This is a genomic window from Cupriavidus nantongensis, from assembly GCF_041726985.1.
In the GTDB taxonomy this organism is placed as follows: Bacteria; Pseudomonadota; Gammaproteobacteria; order Burkholderiales; family Burkholderiaceae; genus Cupriavidus; species Cupriavidus nantongensis_A.
In genome coordinates this window covers 2211049-2228826 of record NZ_CP168303.1, presented here as the reverse complement: position 1 = coordinate 2228826, position 17778 = coordinate 2211049, and the positions used below count along the sequence as shown (strand labels likewise).

The window sequence follows — 17778 nt, the reverse complement described above, 5'->3', positions numbered from 1 at the left end:
TTAGCCGTTCAGCCCCTGACACGAGGAATCCCGCACGCATGCATCACGCCACCCCGCTCATCAGTACCATCGTCGGCGGTATCGTCCTGGCCTTTATCCTTGGCGCGGTCGCCAGCCGTCTGCGCCTGCCGCCGTTGATCGGTTACCTGTGCGCGGGCATTGTGGTGGGGCCGCATACCCCCGGTTACACCGCCGACCAGGCGCTGGCGCCGGAACTGGCCGAGCTGGGCGTGATCCTGCTGATGTTCGGCGTGGGCCTGCATTTCTCGATCAAGGACCTGATGGCGGTCAAGCGCATCGCCATTCCGGGCGCGGTGGTGCAGATCGGCATCGCCACGCTGATGGGCATGCTGGTGTCGTGGGGCTTCGGCTGGTCTTGGGGGCAGGGGCTGGTGTACGGGCTGGCGCTGTCGGTGGCCAGCACCGTGGTGCTGCTCAAGGCCCTGCAGGAACGCAACCTGGTGGAATCGCCGCAGGGGCGCATTGCCGTCGGCTGGCTGATCGTCGAAGACCTGGCGATGGTGCTGGCACTGGTGCTGCTGCCGGCGATGGCGGGCCTGCTGGCCGGCGCGGGCGAGACTTCGGGCGACGCCGGCCCGGGCACTGGCGAGGTGGTGCTGGCGATTTTCGCCACGCTGGGCAAGGTGGCGGCGTTCGTCGCGGTGATGCTGGTGATTGGCCGCCGCTTTATCCCGTGGATGCTCGAGCGCATCGTCTGGACCGGCAACCGCGAGATGTTCCGACTGGGCGTGCTGGCAACGGCGCTGGGCGTGGCCTATGGCGCCTATGCGCTGTTCGGCGTGTCGTTTGCGCTGGGGGCCTTCTTCGCGGGCATGGTGCTGGCGGAATCCGAATTCAGCCATCGCGCTGCCGAGGAATCGCTGCCGCTGCGCGACGCCTTCGCCGTGCTGTTCTTCGTTTCGGTGGGCATGCTGTTCGACCCGATGGTGCTGGTGAACGACCCCTGGGGCGTGCTGGCGACGGTGTTTATCATCGTGGTCGGCAAGTCGCTGGCGGCGCTGGGGATCGTACGCGCCTTCGGGCATTCGGGGCAGACCGGCATGACCATTGCCGTCAGCCTGGCGCAGATCGGCGAGTTCTCGTTCATCCTCGCCAGCCTGGGCGTCTATCTGAAGATCTTGCCCGAGCGCGGCCAAGCGCTGATCCTGGCCGGCGCGCTGCTGTCGATCATGCTCAATCCCGTGCTGTTCCACATGCTCGACCTGTACACCGCGCGCCGCAGCCACGGTGCGGATCCCCAGCCGGCCTGAGGGGCTTCCAGCGCGGCTTACAGAGCGGCTTCCTGAGCGGCTTCCTTTAGGCGCCGATGCGTGGCGCCATGGTGCGCAGGTATTCGGTGAACGCCAGCAGACCCTGGGTCGGGAACTTGTCCTGGTGCACCACCAGTTGCAGGGGGCGGACGATGCGTGGCAGGCCGTCGCGGATCGCCACCAGCGTGCCGCGCTCGAGTTCGTCGCGCACCACGTGCAGCGACAGGCAGCTGACGCCAAAGCCGCTCATCACCGCGCGCTTGATGGCCTCGGCATTGCCCAGTTCCAGCGCGAAGCGCAGTTCGCCCAGCAGCGGCACCAGCCGCTCCTCGATCACCTCGCGCGTGCCCGAGCCGGGCTCGCGCACGATCCACTCGGCATCGCGCAGGGCCACCAGGTCATGGGGCGCCGCGGCCAGCGGGTGGGACGGGCCGACGATCATCACCATCTCGTCGTCGCACCAGCGCACGCTGCGCAGGTCGCGTTCATGGCTGGCGCCCTCGACCAGGCCGATATCGGCTTCGAACTGCAGCAGCGACTGCAGCACCTCGCGGGTATTGCCGATGCGCAGGTCCAGCGTGCATGGCCCGCTGCGCGAGTGGCGGAAACCCGCCAGCAGCGGCGGCAGCATATAGCTGCCGATGGTGTTGCTGGCGGCGATGCGCAACTGGACCCCGGTCTGGCTGGCAAAACGCTCCAGCTCCTGCGCCTGGTCCAGCAGCGACAGCGCGCGCGGAAAAAATTGCCGACCGGTCTCGTTGATGCTGAGGCGGCGCGCGATGCGGTCGAACAACGGGCTGTCCAGCGCGCGCTCCAGCTCCGCCAGCGACGCGCTGACCGCCGACTGCGACATCGCCAGCGCCTGGGCCGCCGCCATGGTGCTGCCATGCTGGGCCACCGCGACAAAGACGGACAACTGGCGCAACGTCAGGCGCAGCGGACGCTGCTCCGGCCGCGGGGCGGCTGGCGGTTGGGGGTGGAGGTCCATATCGAAAATATCAATAACGCATAACGATATTACCCGTTTTACGGGTTAGGTGGGCGCCATTACGCTGGAGTCACTAGAGCACACCAACCCGAGCCTGCCATGTCTTCCGTCTCCAGCCCCCGCACCACTCCGGTCACCGCGCCAGCCGCCGCACCGGCCTTGCCGCCGCCCTGGTCGCAGCGCTTGCTGACGCTGCTCCCGCTGGGCGGCATTGCGTGGCTGGCGATTGCACTGGCCGAGCATCCGGCGGTATCGCGCTACGGGCTCAGCGCGCTGACGCTGGCCATGTGCGCCGGCATGGTCGCGGCCAATACGCTGCCGCGCCATTGGCTGGCGCCGCTGGCTCCCGGCATGCAGGTGGCGCGGCACTACCTGCTGCGGCTGGGCGTCGCGCTGTACGGGCTGCGCCTGACCTTCGCCTCGATCGTCGCGCTGGGCCTGCCGGGCATCGCCGTGCCGCTGACCATGCTGGTCGCCACGCTGCTGTTCGGCACCTGGGTCGGCACGGCCTTCTTCGGCCTGAGCCGTCGCGAGGCGATCCTGGTCAGTTCCGGCAGCGCCATCTGCGGCGCGGCCGCGGCCATCGCGGTGTCGTCGGTGGTGCGCACCGACGACAAGCAGACTGCGGTGGCGGTGGCGACGGTGGTGCTGTTCGGTACCGTGGGCATGCTGCTCTATCCCTACCTGTACGAACTGGCCACCGGCCACTGGCATTGGGCCGTGACCGAGCGCATGTTCGGCATCTTTACCGGGGCGACACTGCACGAGGTGGCGCAGGTGATCGCCGCCGGCAAGATGATCAGCGAGCCGACTGCCGACGCCGCCGTGGTGGCCAAGATGGTGCGCGTGCTGGCCCTCGGCCCGCTGCTGCTGGTGATGGCGCTGTGGCCGCAGGGTGGGTCGCAAGCGGCCAAGTCCGGAGCCGGGGCGGGACGCCTGCGCGGCATCCTGAAGTCGGTGCCGTGGTTTGCAGTGGGCTTTGTCGCCGTGATGGCGGTCAACTCGGCCGGCGCCGTGCCCGCTGCCTGGAAGGCGCCGCTGATTGCGCTGGACAACTGGCTGCTGGCCTGCGCGATGCTGGCGATCGGCCTGCACACCCGCATCGGCGACCTGGTGCGCGCCGGCCGCAAGCCGCTGGCGCTGGCCGGGGTGCTGTTCGTGTTCCTGATGGGGGTGGGGGCGCTGATGTGCTACGCCATGGCGTGACGGCGCAGTCAGCGGCCAGGCTAAAAAAGGGGGGCGATGGCCCCCTTCTTGTTTTGCTGCAAGTCTGGCGGCCGTCAGTAATGAGCGGCGCTCCGCTGGATGTCGTCGCCACGCAAATGGCGGCAACCGTGGATTGGTGCCCGAGGCCGGAATCGAACCGGCACGCCTTGCGGCGAGGGATTTTCTTCCCACTTCGGCTTTCGCCGCCAGCGCGGGCGCTGTTCGTGGGCTGGAGCACGCCTTCACCATAGCCTTGCGGCCGTAGGTGCCCGCCGTCTGCTCTCTACACCTTCCCAACCATGCGAATGGGCTTGGCTCGGCGTTGGCTCGGATGCCATGCATCCAGGGCGTTCGCCGACTTTGACGGGCGTCACTTCGGGCGTTTCCCCCCGAAGGCTCAAATTTTCAAGTCCCTTGTGTCTACCGATTTCACCACTCGGGCGCGAGCGCTGCGTCTGTTTCCGGTTGCGCCAGACCGGCACCGGTTGCCGCAGCGCGCGGCAAGGCCGATATTGTGGTGGCTCCGCATCCCGGATGCAAGCTGCGGCTAAGGCGAAAGGGCAAGGCGCGAGCGCGCCGACACCTCAGACCAGCCCCAGGCGAAAAGTGACGACACTGTTACGGCTGGTAACAATGTCGTGTGCGCCGTTGCACCTGGAAATTTCCGAACCCCTACAATATCAGTTACGAGAAATCCCACTTTGAGAGGCGGATATGAAACGTTGGTGGCTTGCAGCATGCGGTATTGCCGCCGGGTTGGCGTCTGGCGCAGCCATGGCCCATGTGAGCGTTGGCGTGTCCGTCGGCGTTCCGGGCGTGGTGATCGGTGCGCCGGCGTATTATCCGCCCGCTCCGGCCTACTATGGCCCGCCGCCCGTCGTGGTGGCGCCGGCTCCGGTCTATTACGGTCCGCCGCCCGTGGTGGTTCGTCCCCGTCCGGTCTACTACGGCCCTGGCTATTACGGCCCGCCCCGCCATTACGGCGGCCACCGCGGCTACTATGGCCCGCCGGGCTATCACCGCGGTCATGGCCACGGGCATGGTCACGGTCACGGCAGGTGGCGCGATTAAACGCTGTCTTCGATTCAGCTTGTCCTGACGGAAAGGGCCCGGTTTCGGGCCCTTTCCTTTTGGCGCTGCATTGCGACATAACGGTGCCGGGCTGGTTCCTGGCAGGCTGGCGCAATTTGATCGAGGTCAAAATATTTGAACAGACTGCTCAAAGCATCACCTGCATCAGGATAAGGGTTTTCCCTAAACTACTTATGTGACATCGCGATGACGCTGGTTCATCTGGCGTGCGATGCCGTGACCAACCAAGAAGCAAGGGGAATCTCATGAAGATCAAACAAGCCGTGATGGCCGCCGCCGCACTGGCGCTCCTGGGCACTGCGTCCACCGCCTCGTTCGCTGCGGTCGGCAAGGTCGACCCGTATCTCGACGGCGCCAAGGTCGGCGCAGTCGACCCGTACACCGATGGCGCCAAGGTCGGCAAGCCGGATCCGTTCACCGATGGCGCGCGTGTCGGCAAGACCGACCCGTACACCGACGGCGCCCGCGTAGGCAAGCCCGATGCGTTCACCGACGGCGCCTGACCGCACCGCTGCAGTACCAGCATGACGAATGGCCCGCTCGCGGGCCATTTTGCCGTGGTGGGCACGGCGGGCGGGGCACGACGGGCCGCTTGCCATGACGGTGGCGCAGGTGCGGCGCTATACTTCGGCCTCTATCCAAATCAATGACCAGGAGAGTGGCATGCAGCAAAAGACGGTTCTGACGGCAGACGACGTGAAGAAGATCATGGCCGCAGCGGAAACCGAGGCAAAGAACCATCACTGGGCCGTGTCCATCGTCGTGGTCGACGACGGCGGCCATATGCTGGCCATGCAGCGCCTGGACGGCGCCGCGCCGATCTCGGCCTATATCGCCGGCGAGAAGGCCCGTACCTCGGCGCTGGGCCGCCGTGAGTCGAAGGTCTACGAAGACATGATCAACAACGGCCGCTACTCGTTCATGACGGCGCCGGTGCTGCAGGGCATGCTGGAGGGCGGCGTGCCCATCGTCTGCAACGAGCAGGTAGTGGGCGCCGTCGGCGTGTCGGGCGTGAAGTCGACCGAGGACGCGCAGGTCGCGCGTGCCGGCATCGCCGCGCTGGGCCTGTAAGACACGCGCCGGTGCTGACGCCGGCGCATGAAAAAGCCCCGCAGGCACGGCCTGCGGGGCGGCATAAAAGAGGGCATGGCTGGGTACGGCCGGCCTGGCGTGGGGTCTGACTCCCGCCTGCGGCACGCATACCTGGCTACTGCCCAACACCTCGTTCCGAGGTGGTCCCCACAAAAGTCTTTGCTGCCACGATCGTGGCGTCCGCGCCTGGCGCGGGTTTTCGAATCGCTTCCCCCTGGCTGGCTCCCTGTGGAATCGCCGTGGGGCTGCATCATTTGGTCAGGATCAGCTTCCCATAGCGCGTCACGCGCAGCGTGTAGACCTCGCCGTTGTGCAGGATCGGCAGCGTGCTGGCACCGCGCATGATGGCTTCCAGCGCCACCGGCTCGCCCGCTGGCGCCGAACTCAGGCTGTCGCGCACCAGCGCTTCCAGGCGCGCGGGCAGGGCGGCCACCGCGGACTTGACCGAGGCGATCGCCGACGGGGCGGTCTTGGCGCCGGCGTCCCGGCGCGATTGCGCGCCCACGTCGACGCGGCGCAGCGACAAGCGGCGACGGGTGACTTCACGGGGTTGCGACAGCGGCAGGGATAGCGTGCTCATCATCTGGCTCCGGTTCTGCGATAGGAGAGTAAGGGAGAGTAAGGGGAGTGCAATCAGGGGGCAGTCGTGCCGCGCCCGTCGCAGTCAGTGAAAAGGATATTAAATGAGAATTGTTATCATTACAATAGTCTCTCGCTAAGATTCGGGCAACGGCTACGGCCGCTGTCGCGGCAGCAGCGGCACCAGGGGGCAACTGCGAGCAAGCTGTCGGCACCATGACAAAGGGCACCCGAAGGTGCCCTTTGTCGTTAGAAGGCGCCGGCAGGCGCCGGCTTACTGCTTGGGTTCGGTGATGAAGCCGATCTTGCCCAGGCCGCCATGCTGCGCGGCTGCCATGACCTCGGCCACGCGCTCGTAGCGCACCTCGCGGTCGGCGCGCAGGTGCAGCTCAGGCTGCGGCTGCTGCTGCGCGGCCAGCGCGATATTGCTTTCCAGCGTGGCCTGGTCCACTTCCACCTGGTTCCAGAAGACCTTGCCGCTTGCATCGATCGAGACGTTGATGTTCTGCGGCTTGGGGTCGTTCGGCGTGTTGGTGGCGCGCGGCAGGTCGATCTTCACCGCGTGGTTGATCACGGGGATGGTGATGATGAAGATGATCAGCAGCACCAGCATGACGTCGACCAGCGGCGTCATGTTGATTTCGCTCATCACCTCGTCGTCGTCCCCTTCGAGAGTGCCGAATGCCATGATGACTTCCTTGCTAGCGGTTTAGCGCTGTGCCGCGGCCAGGCGCACGGTGCCGTCATCGGCGCGGGCGCCGGTGGGGCGCACGCGCGCACCGGTGACGAAGTAGGCGTGCAGGTCGTGGGCAAAGCGGTTGAGCTTCGAGATCACCGACTTGTTGCCGCGGGTGAGGGCGTTATAGCCCAGCACGGCGGGGATTGCCACGGCCAGGCCGAAGGCGGTCATGATCAGCGCCTCGCCCACCGGTCCGGCAACCTTGTCGATGGTCGGCACGCCCGAGGCGCCGATGCCGATCAGCGCGTGGTAGATGCCCCACACGGTGCCGAACAGGCCGACGAACGGCGCGGTCGAGCCCACCGAGGCCAGCACGGCCAGGCCCGACTGCATGCGCGCCACCGATTCATCGATGGAGCTCTTCAGCGAGCGGGTCAGCCAGTCGGAGATATCCATCACGTCGTGCAGCTGCGGTTGGCTGGCGCGGTGGTGCTGGGCGGCTTCCTTGCCGGCGATGGCCAGCGTGCGGAAGGGGTTGGAATCGCCGGCGCCGAGGGTTTCCAGTGCGTGGTCGAAATCGTCCGAGTGCCAGAAGCGCTTTTCCGCGCCTTGCGCCATCTTCTTCAGGCGCACCAGATCCCACGCCTTGGTCAGGATCACGATCCATGAGGCGAGCGACATGATCAGCAGAATGATGGCGGTCGCACGCATGACGAAGTCGCCTTGCGACCAGAGGTGGGTGAGTCCGAGGTCCTGCATGTGTTGGTTTCCTGGTGAGTTCGCTTGGTTTAGGTCAGATCAGAGATCGGAAATCTGGGGCGGTCAGTTCAGCTCGAAGCCGATCGGTTGCTGCGCCGTGACGGCGACGGCGCGGCCGTTGTCCATATAGGGCTTGCAGCGCATGGCTTGCACCGCTTCCACCGCGGCCTGGTCAAGGCGCGACGAGCCGCTCGACGACACCACGGCGGTCTTGACGACCTTGCCGCTTTCATCGGTGGTCAGCCGTACCACGGCCTTGCCGGTCTCGCCCATGCGGCGCGACTGGGAAGGATACTTCGGTTGCGGCGGCGTGCACTGGATCTCGCCGATGCCGACCGCACGCGGCGCGGCGGACACCGGTGCCGGGGCGGGCTCTGGCGGTGCCGGAGGCGCCGGCGGGGCCGGCGGCGCTTCAGGCGCCGAAGGCGTCGGCGGCAGGTCGGCGACCGGCTGCGGTGCCGGCTTGGGCTGCGGCGGCGTCGGCTTGGGCGTGGTCACCTTGACCTGCTTGGGCGGAGTTTCCTGCTTGGGCTTCGGCTTGGGCGGCTCCGGCGGGGCCTCCTGCTTGGGCGGCTCGAGCGGAATGATGCGCGCAATGATTTCCGGCGCGATCACGGCCTCGGTGAGCTTGCGGCCCAGGCCGCTCTGGATCAGGTAAAGCAGGCCGACGTGGAACAGCAGGACGGCGAGCGTAATCTTCAGGAAGCGTTGGTCGAACATGTGTCAACAACAAAAGTCTGCCGGCGGCGGCACCTCGGCGGCCGTGCGCCGTCACTTGCGGTAGAACAGGATCAGCGAGATGCCGCAACCGACCAGCAGGCTAAGCAGCAATTCCATGATAAACGCTCCTTCAACAGGGTTGCCGTGGGAGCGCCACTCTGGGGCAGCGTGTCAGCTGCTGAGTATAAACGATAATGATTCTTATTTGTTGTGATTTGTGCGTCGCAACTGGAATTTTCCGCCTGCGCGCGTTATACCGGCAAGTCCCGGCGGCAAATCGGGAGGGGGCAATAAGGTTGAATCATGCGCGCTCGCACGCCATCGCACCGCGGCGCGCTTCGGTGCCCCAGGCCACCCTGGGCGGCGCCGGCCACGCACGGGCGCGCCCGCAGGGCGGGAAAGCGCGCTAGCATAGAATGACACTGCAGACGTGGCGGTGCCCCTGTCGCGGCCCGCCATTGCGCATCGCGCGCTCGGGGACCCGTTCATGGACTTCACACGTTTTGCTGAAGATGACCGATCGACGCTGCTTCGCTCCATGCCCGGCGCATCGTCCAACTCGGCGCTGGACTGGATGTGCGCGCAGTTTGCGTTGCGCGTGGTCTGCGCGCTGGGCCCGCGCTTCAACCTGCGCAGCAATATCAACGATGTCCTGACCGTCAGCGCGCAGGAGATGGTGTGGCCGTACGGCGTGGTGCTGCGCGTGCAGCGCTTCCTGGCGGCGCGCTGCGCCGACATGCCCGCCTGGAAGGGCGCGGCGCGCCTGACCCCGGAAGAATTCCTCGACCGCCACGGCCAGTGGAACAGCGCCTTCGACGAAAGCGCACTGTTCTATTACCTCGACGAGTACGTCAAGCACCACGCCAAGGACATGTTTGCCGTGTTCGACGCGTCGGCCGCGGCCATTGCCCAGCGGCTCGAGGGCGAGCGCGTGCTGCTGGTGCGCAATATCGACATGCTCAGCCACGTACTGGACTTGCCTGACCATGAGCGCAAGCTGCTGCTGTATGCCGCGCTGGCCAAGTACAAGCGCGACCTGCGCGCGGTGATGGTGGACTGCAAGGTGGCGCACAGCCAGGAGGCGTTCCAGATCCTGGCCGGCCTGACCGGCGCCGGCGCGGCCGACGTGGCGGCGTCGCTGCGGCCCGGCTCGCGGCTGGAAACGCTGAACCTGATCGAGCAGCCGCTGCCGGAAAACAGCGTGACCGACCTGGGCGACCTGATGCGGCTGTCGGACCGGCTACTGCACGTGCTGCTCGGCAACTATGCCAACGAGGCCGAGATGATGGCGGTCTTCACCCGCCCGGCCGCGCCGCCCACGCTGACCACCGCCGACTATCCGCATGTGGAGACCGACGCGCGCTACCTGCGCGCGCTGCTGGCCAATGCCACGCGCCAGCACGCCAGCGGCGTCAACGTGCTGATCTACGGCCCGCCCGGCACCGGCAAGACCGAATTCGCGCGGCTGCTGGCGCGCGAGGCCGGCTGCGAGCTGTATGAGGTCGATTGCCTGGATCGCGACGGCAACAGCCTGTCGGGCAAGGACCGCTACCGCTCGCTGCAGGTGTCGCAGGCGTTTCTGCGCGGGCGTGCCCATACCGCGCTGCTGTTCGATGAAGTCGAAGACGTGTTCCCGGGCAGCGCGCGCGAGCTGATGAGCCTGTTCGGCCAGGAGGACGCGCGCGCGTCGGTCAACGGCAAGGCCTGGGTCAACCAGACGCTGGAGCAGAACCCGGTGCCGGTGATCTGGATTTCCAATTCGATCCGGCAGATCGACCCGGCCTACCTGCGCCGCTTCCAGTTCCACCTCGAGCTGAAAATCCCGCCGCCGCTGGTGCGCGAGAACATCATCCGCAAGCACCTGGGCGGGCTCGATGTCAGCGATGCCTTTATCACCGGGCTGGCCGCGCGCAAGACGCTGACGCCGGCGCAGGTGCAGTCGGCGGCGCGCTTTGTCGAACTGGCGCGGCCGAATTTGGCAGATCCCGTGGAAGAACCGGTGGAGGCGCTGATCCTGCGTCAGCTCGAACATGCCGACCGCGCCATGGGCCTGCGCCCCGAGGCCGAGGCGCGCCCGGTGGTCACGCACTACCGGCTCGAGAACCTGCACCTCGAAACCCGCTACGACGTGGTCAAGATCGTCGACGCGCTGCGCGTGCGCCAGCGCGGCACACTGTGCTTCTATGGTCCGCCCGGCACCGGCAAGACCGCCCTGGCCGAGCATATCGCGGCCGAGCTGGACCTGCCGCTGATGATCCGGCGCGCCTCGGACCTGATGAGCAAGTACGTGGGCGAGACCGAGCAGCAGATCGCCGCGATGTTCGCGCGTGCGGAAGAGGACGGCGCAGTGCTGCTGCTGGACGAGGCCGACAGCTTCATGCAGAGCCGCCAGCAGGCGGTGCGCAACTATGAGATTTCGGAGGTCAACGAGATGCTGCAGGGCATGGAGCGCTTCAACGGCATCTTCATCTGCACCACCAACCTGTTCGACCGCATCGACGAGGCCGCGCTGCGCCGCTTCTCGTTCAAGATCCGCTTCCTGGCGCTCAGGCCGGCGCAACGCGTGGCGATGTTTGTCGACGAGGCGCTCGACGGCGAGGCCGCCGGCCTGACCGATGCCATGCGCGCGGACCTGGCCGCGATGGACTGCCTGACGCCCGGCGACTTTGCCACGGTCAAGCGCCAGTGCGTGCTGCTGGGCGAGGCGCTGACGCCGGACGAATTCCTGGCGCAGCTGCGCCAGGAGCATGCGATCAAGCCCGAGGTGCGCGAGCACCGCCCGCTGGGCTTCCTGCGCTGACCGAAGGAGTAGCGGAGGGGGCAACCGAGGGCGCCGGTCAGAACGCCGGCGCCGGCTCGATCACCACGGTCTCAGCATCGGCTTGCCGCTGCAGCAGCGCGGCCACCATCGCGCGCAAATGCGCGGCATCCTTGGTCGAGACAAAGCGGTCATGCCCCGCGGCATCGGGCGGCGCGGCCAGCGCATACTCGTCGAGCTTGCGCGCCAGCTGCCGCGCGACCGCGCTGCCGGTATCGACCAGCGCCAGCCGGTTGCCGGCGATGGCGCGGATCGCGCCTTCCAGGAAAGGGTAGTGGGTGCAGCCCAGCACCAGGGTATCGGCGCCGGCCTCCAGCATCGGCGTGAGATAGGCTTCCAGGCGCTCGCGCACGGCGGGCCCGCCGGTCTGGCCTTGCTCGACCAGGGTCACCAGCCCCAGCCCCGCCTGGCACAGGAAGCGGCTTTCGCCGTCCAGCGATGCCAGCAGCCTCGCGAACTTCGCGCTCTTGAGCGTATTGGCGGTCGCCAGCACGCCGACCACCTTGCTGCGGCTGGCCGCGGCAGCGGGCTTCAGGCCGGGCTCGACGCCGATGATCGGCACCGGCAGGCGCTCGCGCAGCAAGGCCACGGCATGGCCCGTGGCCGTGTTGCAGGCGATCACCAGCGCCTTGCAGCCCTGGCCGATCATCCACTCGCAGGCCTGCAGCGTGCGCGCTTCGACAAAACGTTCGGGCTTTTCGCCGTAGGGCGCGTACTTCGAGTCGGCAAGGTACAGCAGCGGCTCGTGCGGCAGCAGGGCGCGGATCTCGCGCAGCACCGACAGGCCGCCGAGGCCGGAATCGAAGACGCCGATGGGTGCGGGGTTCACGGGGATGCGAGGATGACTGGACACAGTGCAGAAAAAAGCCGGGTCGGAACCCGGCTTTTCGAGTGCGACGGCAGATTCTACCGTCCCGAAGCGTGGCGGCTTACAGCGCGGCGACCGGAATCTTGCCGATCTTGGCCTGCCATTCCGCCGGGCCGGTCTTGTGCACCGAGGTGCCTTCGCTGTCCACGGCCACCGTCACCGGCATGTCCTTGACCTCGAACTCGTAGATCGCTTCCATGCCCAGGTCTTCGAAGCCGACCACCTTTGCTTGCTTGATCGCCTTGGCCACCAGGTAGGCGGCGCCGCCCACGGCCATCAGGTAGGCCGACTTGTGCTTCTTGATGGCCTCGATCGCCACGGGGCCGCGCTCGGCCTTGCCGATCATCGAGATCAGGCCGGTCTCGGCCAGCATCATCTCGGTGAACTTGTCCATGCGCGTGGCGGTGGTGGGGCCGGCCGGTCCGACCGCCTCGTCGCGCACCGGATCGACCGGGCCGACGTAGTAGATCACGCGGTTCTTGAAGTCCACCGGCAGCTTCTCACCCTTGGCCAGCATGTCGGCGATGCGCTTGTGCGCGGCGTCGCGGCCGGTCAGCATCTTGCCGTTGAGCAGCAGGGTCTGGCCCGGCTTCCACGAGGCGACTTCTTCCGGCGTCAGCGTGTCCAGGTCGACGCGCTTGGAGGTCTCGGTGTTAGGCGCCCACTCGACCTTCGGCCATTGCGACAGGTCCGGCGCTTCCAGTGTGGCCGGGCCGCTGCCGTCGAGCGTGAAGTGAACGTGGCGGGTGGCGGCGCAGTTCGGGATCATCGCCACCGGCTTGGATGCGGCGTGCGTCGGGCAGGCCATGATCTTGACGTCCAGCACGGTGGCCAGGCCGCCCAGGCCCTGCGCGCCGATGCCCAGCGCATTGACCTTCTCGTACAGCTCGACGCGCAGTTCCTCGACCCAGTCCTTCGGGCCGCGCGCGATGATGTCCTGGATGTCGATGGATTCCATCAGCGATTCCTTGGCCATCACCATCGCCTTCTCGGCGGTGCCGCCGATGCCGATGCCCAGCATGCCCGGCGGGCACCAGCCGGCGCCCATGGTCGGTACGGTTTTCAGCACCCAGTCGACGATCGAGTCGGACGGGTTCAGCATCACGAACTTGGACTTATTTTCCGAGCCGCCGCCCTTGGCCGCGACCTGGATATCGACGGTGTTGCCCGGGACCACTTCATAGTGGATCACGGCCGGGGTGTTGTCCTTGGTGTTCTTGCGGCCGCCTTCGGGCGGGCTGACGATCGAGGCGCGCAGCACGTTGTCGGGGTGCGTGTAACCGCGGCGCACACCCTCGTTGATCATGTCGGTCAGGCCCATCGTGGCACCGTCCCAGCGCACGTCCATGCCCACCTTGACGAAGACCGTGACGATACCGGTGTCCTGGCAGATCGGGCGCTTGCCCTCCGCGCACATGCGGCTGTTGGTCAGGATCTGTGCGATCGCGTCCTTGGCCGCCGGGCTCTGCTCCAGCTCATAGGCGCGGCCCAGGCTGGTGATGTAGTCCATCGGGTGGTAGTAGCTGATGTACTGCAGGGAGTCGGCGACGCTCTGGATGAGGTCTTCTTGCTTGATGACGGTCATTTTGTGGGGTGGGCAGCGGTGAAACACAGCCCGAAATCATACACTGAGCGGCGGCGCTCTGTCCGGCTGCATACAGCCGTCCACAGGCGGTAATGTGCGGCAAACGCCGCTGCCGGCGGCCGCGTCGGCCCAAAAGCAAAAACCGCGGCACATGGCCGCGGTCATCAGCGAAGCAAGCAGGTCGGCCTGCGGGCCGCGATCAATGCTTGGGGTGCGCGCCGGCAGGGTGGGTGACCATCCGGTCCACCCATGCCATTGCCACTGCCGACAGCAGGAACGCCAGGTGGATCGCCACCTGCCACATGATGGTATGGGTAGAGCGCTGTTCGGCGTCGATAAAGGTCTTGAGCAGGTGGATCGACGAAATCCCGATCAGTGCCATCGACAATTTGACTTTCAACACACCCGCATTGACGTGGTCGAGCCACTCCGGCTCGTCGGGATGGTTGTCGATGCCAAGCCGCGAGACGAAGGTCTCGTAGCCGCCGACGATCACCATGATCAGCAGGTTGGAGATCATCACCACGTCGATCAGGCCCAGCACCACCAGCATGATCTTGTTCTCGTCGAACTCGGTCACATGGGCGAGCAGATGCCAGACTTCGATCAGGAAATGGTAGACGTAGACGCCCTGGGCCACGATCAGGCCCAGATACAGCGGCAGCTGCAGCCAGCGCGACGCGAAGATGATGCTCGGGATCGGCCGCAGGGTTTGGGGCTGCTGCTCGGGAATCGGGTTGGAAGCCATGGCGGGGCGGGTCGGCGAGTTGAAAATCGGCGTGGATTGTACCAAGCGACCATGGCACCGCTGTGTTACCAGCGGTAACCGCTGAGGGTCCGGCGCTGCCTGCGGCCGCAGCGCTCAGGCGCGCGCCTCTGGTTCGGCGCCGGCCGCCTTGGCTCGCCACGCGTCGCGCGTGATCCGGCCCGGCCAGCTGGCCAGCACGATCCCGGCCAGCACGCACGCCAATGCCACGCCATGCGGCCAGCCCGGCTGCTCGCCCAGGAAGACGATGCCGTAGGTGGCCGCGGCCACCGGCAGCACCGAGGTGAAGACCCCGGCCAGCTGCGCCGGCACATGGCGGATGCCCTTCATCCACAGCCAGAACGAGAACACGCTGGCCGACAGCGCGTACCACAGCACCATCAGCCAGGTCTGCGCCGGCACTGCGCTCGCATCGAAGTTCAGCAGCGGCACCAGCCCCAGCGGCAGCATCAGCAGTCCGCCGATCAGGTGCGTGTAGGCGCAGATCTCGATCGCGGCCAGCGTCTGCGTGAGCCGGCGCGACAGGATCACGTAGATCGACTCGCACACCACCGCGCCCATAATCATCAGGTTGCCCAGCCAGGCCTGGCTGCCTGCGCCGGCGCCGTGGGAATCGCAGCGCGCGATGTTGAGCACGGTGATGCCGGCCACTGCCAGCAGCACCGACACCAGCGTGCGTCGCGACAGCCGTTCGCGCAGCAGCAGCCAGGACAGCAGCGCGACGGTGGCGGGGATGGTGCTGGTGATCACCCCGGCGGCCATGGCGCTGGTCAGGCGCACGCCGTTGAGCATCAGCAGCGTAAACAGGAAGGTGCCGAAGAACGCCTGCAGGAACAGGTTCAGCCATTCCCCGCGCGAGACCTGGCGCATGCGCGCGGGCCGGTACCACGGTGCCAGGCAGACGACGGCGATGACAAAGCGCAGCAGCGCGAACAGCAGCACCGGCACATGCGCGATGATCGACTTGCCGAGCCCGACGTTGCTGCCGACCAGCGCCATCGAGGCGATCAGGAACAGCACGTAGACGGGAGCGAAGACAGGAGCGTTGGCGGGCACGGGTACTTGCCTTGGGGATGTTCCGGTCGACAGGCCGGCGGGGTGCACGGGCAAGGGTCCGCGCTGGTCGGTGCGGCGCCGCGCGGCAAGGGCCGGCGTCGCATTCAGGTATCAGGCTCGCGGCATTATAGCTGTGCTAGCCTAATGGAGAAGGCTGCACTTTCGCGGCGCGCCCCCCGATTCTTCCCGCTGCAATGCAACACGTTGCAGCGCCTGATCCTGCCGGCTGCAGGGATTTATCGTCAGGTTTAAGTAAGCCGTCGGGCGTAACGTGGCAGCCAAAGCCAGTCCAAAATCAGGAGACGAGTCCATGTCCGCCATCGAATCGGTGATGCAGGAGCATCGCGTGTTCAACCCGCCCGAGGCGTTTGCCAGCCAGGCAGCCATCCCCAGCATGGACGCCTACCGCGCCCTGTGCGACGAGGCCGAGCGCGACTACGAGGGCTTCTGGGCCCGCTACGCACGCGAGCTGCTGCACTGGAACAAGCCCTTCACCAAGGTGCTGGACGAGAGCAATGCGCCGTTCTACAAGTGGTTCGAGGACGGCGAGCTCAACGCCTCGTACAACTGCCTGGACCGCAACCTGCAGAACGGCAATGCCGACAAGGTCGCGATCGTGTTCGAGGCCGACGACGGCACCGTCAGCCGCGTCACCTACCGCGACCTGCATGCCAAGGTGTGCCGCTTCGCCAACGGGCTGAAGTCGCTCGGCATCAAGAAGGGCGACCGCGTGGTGATCTACATGCCGATGTCGGTCGAGGGCGTGGTCGCGATGCAGGCCTGCGCGCGCCTGGGCGCGACGCACTCGGTCGTGTTCGGCGGCTTCTCGGCCAAGTCGCTGCAGGAGCGGCTGGTCGACGTCGGCGCGGTGGCGCTGATCACCGCCGACGAGCAGATGCGCGGCGGCAAGGCGCTGCCGCTCAAGGCCATCGCCGACGACGCGCTGGCGCTGGGCGGCTGCGAGGCGGTGAAGAACGTGATCGTCTACCGCCGCACCGGCGGCAACGTCGCCTGGACCGAAGGCCGCGACCGCTGGCTCGACGACGTCTGCGCCAACCAGCCCGATACCTGCGAGGCCGAGCCCGTCGGCGCCGAGCATCCGCTGTTCGTGCTCTACACCTCCGGCTCCACCGGCAAGCCCAAGGGCGTGCAGCACAGCACCGGCGGCTACCTGCTGTGGGCGCTGATGACGATGAAGTGGTCGTTCGACATCAAGCCCGACGACCTGTTCTGGTGCACCGCCGACATCGGCTGGGTCACCGGCCACACCTATATCGCCTACGGCCCGCTGGCCGCCGGCGCCACCCAGGTGGTGTTCGAGGGCGTGCCGACCTACCCGAACGCGGGCCGCTTCTGGGACATGATCGCGCGCCACAAGGTCAGCATCTTCTACACCGCGCCGACCGCGATCCGCTCGCTGATCAAAGCCGCCGAGGCCGACGAGAAGATCCACCCGAAGCAGTACGACCTGTCCAGCCTGCGCCTGCTGGGCACGGTGGGCGAGCCGATCAACCCGGAAGCGTGGATGTGGTACTACAAGAACGTTGGCAACGAGCGCTGCCCGATCGTCGACACTTTCTGGCAGACCGAGACTGGCGGCCACATGATCACGCCGCTGCCGGGCGCGACGCCGCTGGTGCCGGGCTCGTGCACGCTGCCGCTGCCGGGCATCATGGCCGCCATCGTCGACGAGACCGGACAGGACGTGCCCAACGGCAGTGGCGGCATCCTGGTGGTCAAGCGCCCGTGGCCGGCGATGATCCGCACCATCTGGGGCGATCCGGAGCGCTTCAAGAAGAGCTATTTCCCCGAAGAGCTCGGCGGCAAGCTCTACCTGGCCGGCGACGGCTCGATCCGCGACAAGGACACCGGCTACTTCACCATCATGGGCCGCATCGACGACGTGCTGAACGTGTCGGGCCACCGCATGGGCACGATGGAGATCGAGTCGGCGCTGGTGGCCAACCCGCTGGTGGCTGAAGCCGCGGTGGTGGGCCGCCCGGACGACATGACCGGCGAAGCGATCTGCGCCTTCGTCGTGCTCAAGCGCTCGCGCCCGAGCGGCGACGAGGCCGTGAAGATCGCGACCGAACTGCGCAACTGGGTCGGCAAGGAGATCGGCCCGATCGCCAAGCCCAAGGACATCCGCTTTGGCGACAACCTGCCCAAGACGCGCTCGGGCAAGATCATGCGCCGCCTGCTGCGGTCGCTGGCCAAGGGAGAGGAAATTACGCAGGACACCTCGACGCTGGAGAACCCGGCCATCCTCGAGCAGCTCAAGCAGGCGCAGTAATCCGCC

16 protein-coding genes are annotated in these 17778 nt (G+C 66.8%); 7 read left to right on the top strand and 9 right to left on the bottom strand.

Annotated features, from left to right (window positions below; translation table 11 throughout):
• Window positions 1–38 precede the first annotated feature (38 nt).
• Window positions 39–1271, top strand: coding sequence for a cation:proton antiporter (locus ACEI37_RS21495; RefSeq protein ID WP_373378078.1), 1233 nt, complete (start codon window positions 39–41; stop codon window positions 1269–1271).
• 46 nt (window positions 1272–1317) lie between these two features.
• On the opposite strand, the gene ACEI37_RS21490 is transcribed toward ACEI37_RS21495, so the two are convergent.
• Entirely contained in the window at window positions 1318–2259 is a 942-nt protein-coding gene (locus tag ACEI37_RS21490; RefSeq protein WP_373378077.1) for a LysR family transcriptional regulator, read from the bottom strand.
• Window positions 2260–2358: 99 nt separating this feature from the next.
• Between ACEI37_RS21490 and ACEI37_RS21485 the strand changes: the two genes are divergently transcribed.
• The 4 genes from ACEI37_RS21485 to ACEI37_RS21470 all read left to right on the top strand — a co-directional run bounded on the left by ACEI37_RS21485 (window position 2359) and on the right by ACEI37_RS21470 (window position 5628).
• Window positions 2359–3465, top strand: a complete 1107-nt coding sequence (locus tag ACEI37_RS21485) for a YeiH family protein (protein WP_373378076.1) — start codon at window positions 2359–2361, stop codon at window positions 3463–3465.
• A gap of 714 nt (window positions 3466–4179) precedes the next feature.
• Complete coding sequence (locus ACEI37_RS21480; protein ID WP_373378075.1) at window positions 4180–4536, top strand: hypothetical protein; 357 nt, start codon at window positions 4180–4182, stop codon at window positions 4534–4536.
• Window positions 4537–4802: 266 nt separating this feature from the next.
• The gene (locus tag ACEI37_RS21475) at window positions 4803–5060 is read left to right on the top strand and encodes a hypothetical protein (RefSeq protein WP_373378074.1); all 258 of its coding nucleotides are present in this window, start codon (window positions 4803–4805) and stop codon (window positions 5058–5060) included.
• A gap of 160 nt (window positions 5061–5220) precedes the next feature.
• A complete protein-coding gene (locus tag ACEI37_RS21470; protein ID WP_062800826.1) occupies window positions 5221–5628 on the top strand; it encodes a heme-binding protein in 408 nt (135 codons plus the stop codon).
• A gap of 271 nt (window positions 5629–5899) precedes the next feature.
• Here ACEI37_RS21470 and ACEI37_RS21465 read toward each other — a convergent pair whose 3' ends face one another.
• The 4 genes from ACEI37_RS21465 to ACEI37_RS21450 all read right to left on the bottom strand — a co-directional run bounded on the left by ACEI37_RS21465 (window position 5900) and on the right by ACEI37_RS21450 (window position 8386).
• The gene (locus ACEI37_RS21465) at window positions 5900–6229 is read right to left on the bottom strand and encodes a hemin uptake protein HemP (protein ID WP_373378073.1); all 330 of its coding nucleotides are present in this window, start codon (window positions 6227–6229) and stop codon (window positions 5900–5902) included.
• A 273-nt stretch (window positions 6230–6502) separates the two neighbouring features.
• Entirely contained in the window at window positions 6503–6916 is a 414-nt protein-coding gene (locus tag ACEI37_RS21460; RefSeq protein ID WP_012353289.1) for a biopolymer transporter ExbD, read from the bottom strand.
• Window positions 6917–6937: 21 nt separating this feature from the next.
• Window positions 6938–7666, bottom strand: coding sequence for a MotA/TolQ/ExbB proton channel family protein (locus ACEI37_RS21455; protein ID WP_373378072.1), 729 nt, complete (start codon window positions 7664–7666; stop codon window positions 6938–6940).
• Window positions 7667–7729: 63 nt separating this feature from the next.
• Complete coding sequence (locus ACEI37_RS21450; protein WP_115703866.1) at window positions 7730–8386, bottom strand: energy transducer TonB; 657 nt, start codon at window positions 8384–8386, stop codon at window positions 7730–7732.
• Between the two features lie 487 nt (window positions 8387–8873).
• On the opposite strand from ACEI37_RS21450, the gene ACEI37_RS21445 reads away from it, so the two are divergent.
• Window positions 8874–11186, top strand: a complete 2313-nt coding sequence (locus ACEI37_RS21445) for an AAA family ATPase (protein ID WP_373378071.1) — start codon at window positions 8874–8876, stop codon at window positions 11184–11186.
• A 37-nt stretch (window positions 11187–11223) separates the two neighbouring features.
• Here the strand turns inward: ACEI37_RS21445 and murI are convergent, their stop codons facing one another.
• From murI to ACEI37_RS21425, 4 genes are all read right to left on the bottom strand, one after another.
• Entirely contained in the window at window positions 11224–12033 is an 810-nt protein-coding gene (gene murI, locus ACEI37_RS21440; protein WP_373378070.1) for a glutamate racemase, read from the bottom strand.
• A gap of 100 nt (window positions 12034–12133) precedes the next feature.
• A complete protein-coding gene (locus ACEI37_RS21435; protein ID WP_373378069.1) occupies window positions 12134–13657 on the bottom strand; it encodes a fumarate hydratase in 1524 nt (507 codons plus the stop codon).
• A gap of 199 nt (window positions 13658–13856) precedes the next feature.
• A complete protein-coding gene (locus ACEI37_RS21430; RefSeq protein ID WP_373378068.1) occupies window positions 13857–14405 on the bottom strand; it encodes a TIGR00645 family protein in 549 nt (182 codons plus the stop codon).
• A gap of 114 nt (window positions 14406–14519) precedes the next feature.
• Window positions 14520–15479: a DMT family transporter gene (locus tag ACEI37_RS21425; protein WP_373378067.1), complete on the bottom strand. Its 960-nt coding sequence runs from the start codon at window positions 15477–15479 to the stop codon at window positions 14520–14522.
• 310 nt (window positions 15480–15789) lie between these two features.
• Here ACEI37_RS21425 and acs point away from each other — a divergent pair, with 310 nt between their 5' ends.
• The gene (gene acs / locus ACEI37_RS21420) at window positions 15790–17772 is read left to right on the top strand and encodes an acetate--CoA ligase (RefSeq protein WP_373378066.1); all 1983 of its coding nucleotides are present in this window, start codon (window positions 15790–15792) and stop codon (window positions 17770–17772) included.
• The last annotated feature ends 6 nt before the right edge of the window (window positions 17773–17778 follow it).

Coding starts and splice junctions, on each gene's coding strand:
- ACEI37_RS21495 (WP_373378078.1), top strand. CDS start 39: ATGCATCACGCCACCCCGCTCATCAGTACCATCGTCGGCGGTATCGTC.
- ACEI37_RS21490 (WP_373378077.1), bottom strand. CDS start 2,259: ATGGACCTCCACCCCCAACCGCCAGCCGCCCCGCGGCCGGAGCAGCGT.
- ACEI37_RS21485 (WP_373378076.1), top strand. CDS start 2,359: ATGTCTTCCGTCTCCAGCCCCCGCACCACTCCGGTCACCGCGCCAGCC.
- ACEI37_RS21480 (WP_373378075.1), top strand. CDS start 4,180: ATGAAACGTTGGTGGCTTGCAGCATGCGGTATTGCCGCCGGGTTGGCG.
- ACEI37_RS21475 (WP_373378074.1), top strand. CDS start 4,803: ATGAAGATCAAACAAGCCGTGATGGCCGCCGCCGCACTGGCGCTCCTG.
- ACEI37_RS21470 (WP_062800826.1), top strand. CDS start 5,221: ATGCAGCAAAAGACGGTTCTGACGGCAGACGACGTGAAGAAGATCATG.
- ACEI37_RS21465 (WP_373378073.1), bottom strand. CDS start 6,229: ATGAGCACGCTATCCCTGCCGCTGTCGCAACCCCGTGAAGTCACCCGT.
- ACEI37_RS21460 (WP_012353289.1), bottom strand. CDS start 6,916: ATGGCATTCGGCACTCTCGAAGGGGACGACGACGAGGTGATGAGCGAA.
- ACEI37_RS21455 (WP_373378072.1), bottom strand. CDS start 7,666: ATGCAGGACCTCGGACTCACCCACCTCTGGTCGCAAGGCGACTTCGTC.
- ACEI37_RS21450 (WP_115703866.1), bottom strand. CDS start 8,386: ATGTTCGACCAACGCTTCCTGAAGATTACGCTCGCCGTCCTGCTGTTC.
- ACEI37_RS21445 (WP_373378071.1), top strand. CDS start 8,874: ATGGACTTCACACGTTTTGCTGAAGATGACCGATCGACGCTGCTTCGC.
- ACEI37_RS21435 (WP_373378069.1), bottom strand. CDS start 13,657: ATGACCGTCATCAAGCAAGAAGACCTCATCCAGAGCGTCGCCGACTCC.
- ACEI37_RS21430 (WP_373378068.1), bottom strand. CDS start 14,405: ATGGCTTCCAACCCGATTCCCGAGCAGCAGCCCCAAACCCTGCGGCCG.
- acs (WP_373378066.1), top strand. CDS start 15,790: ATGTCCGCCATCGAATCGGTGATGCAGGAGCATCGCGTGTTCAACCCG.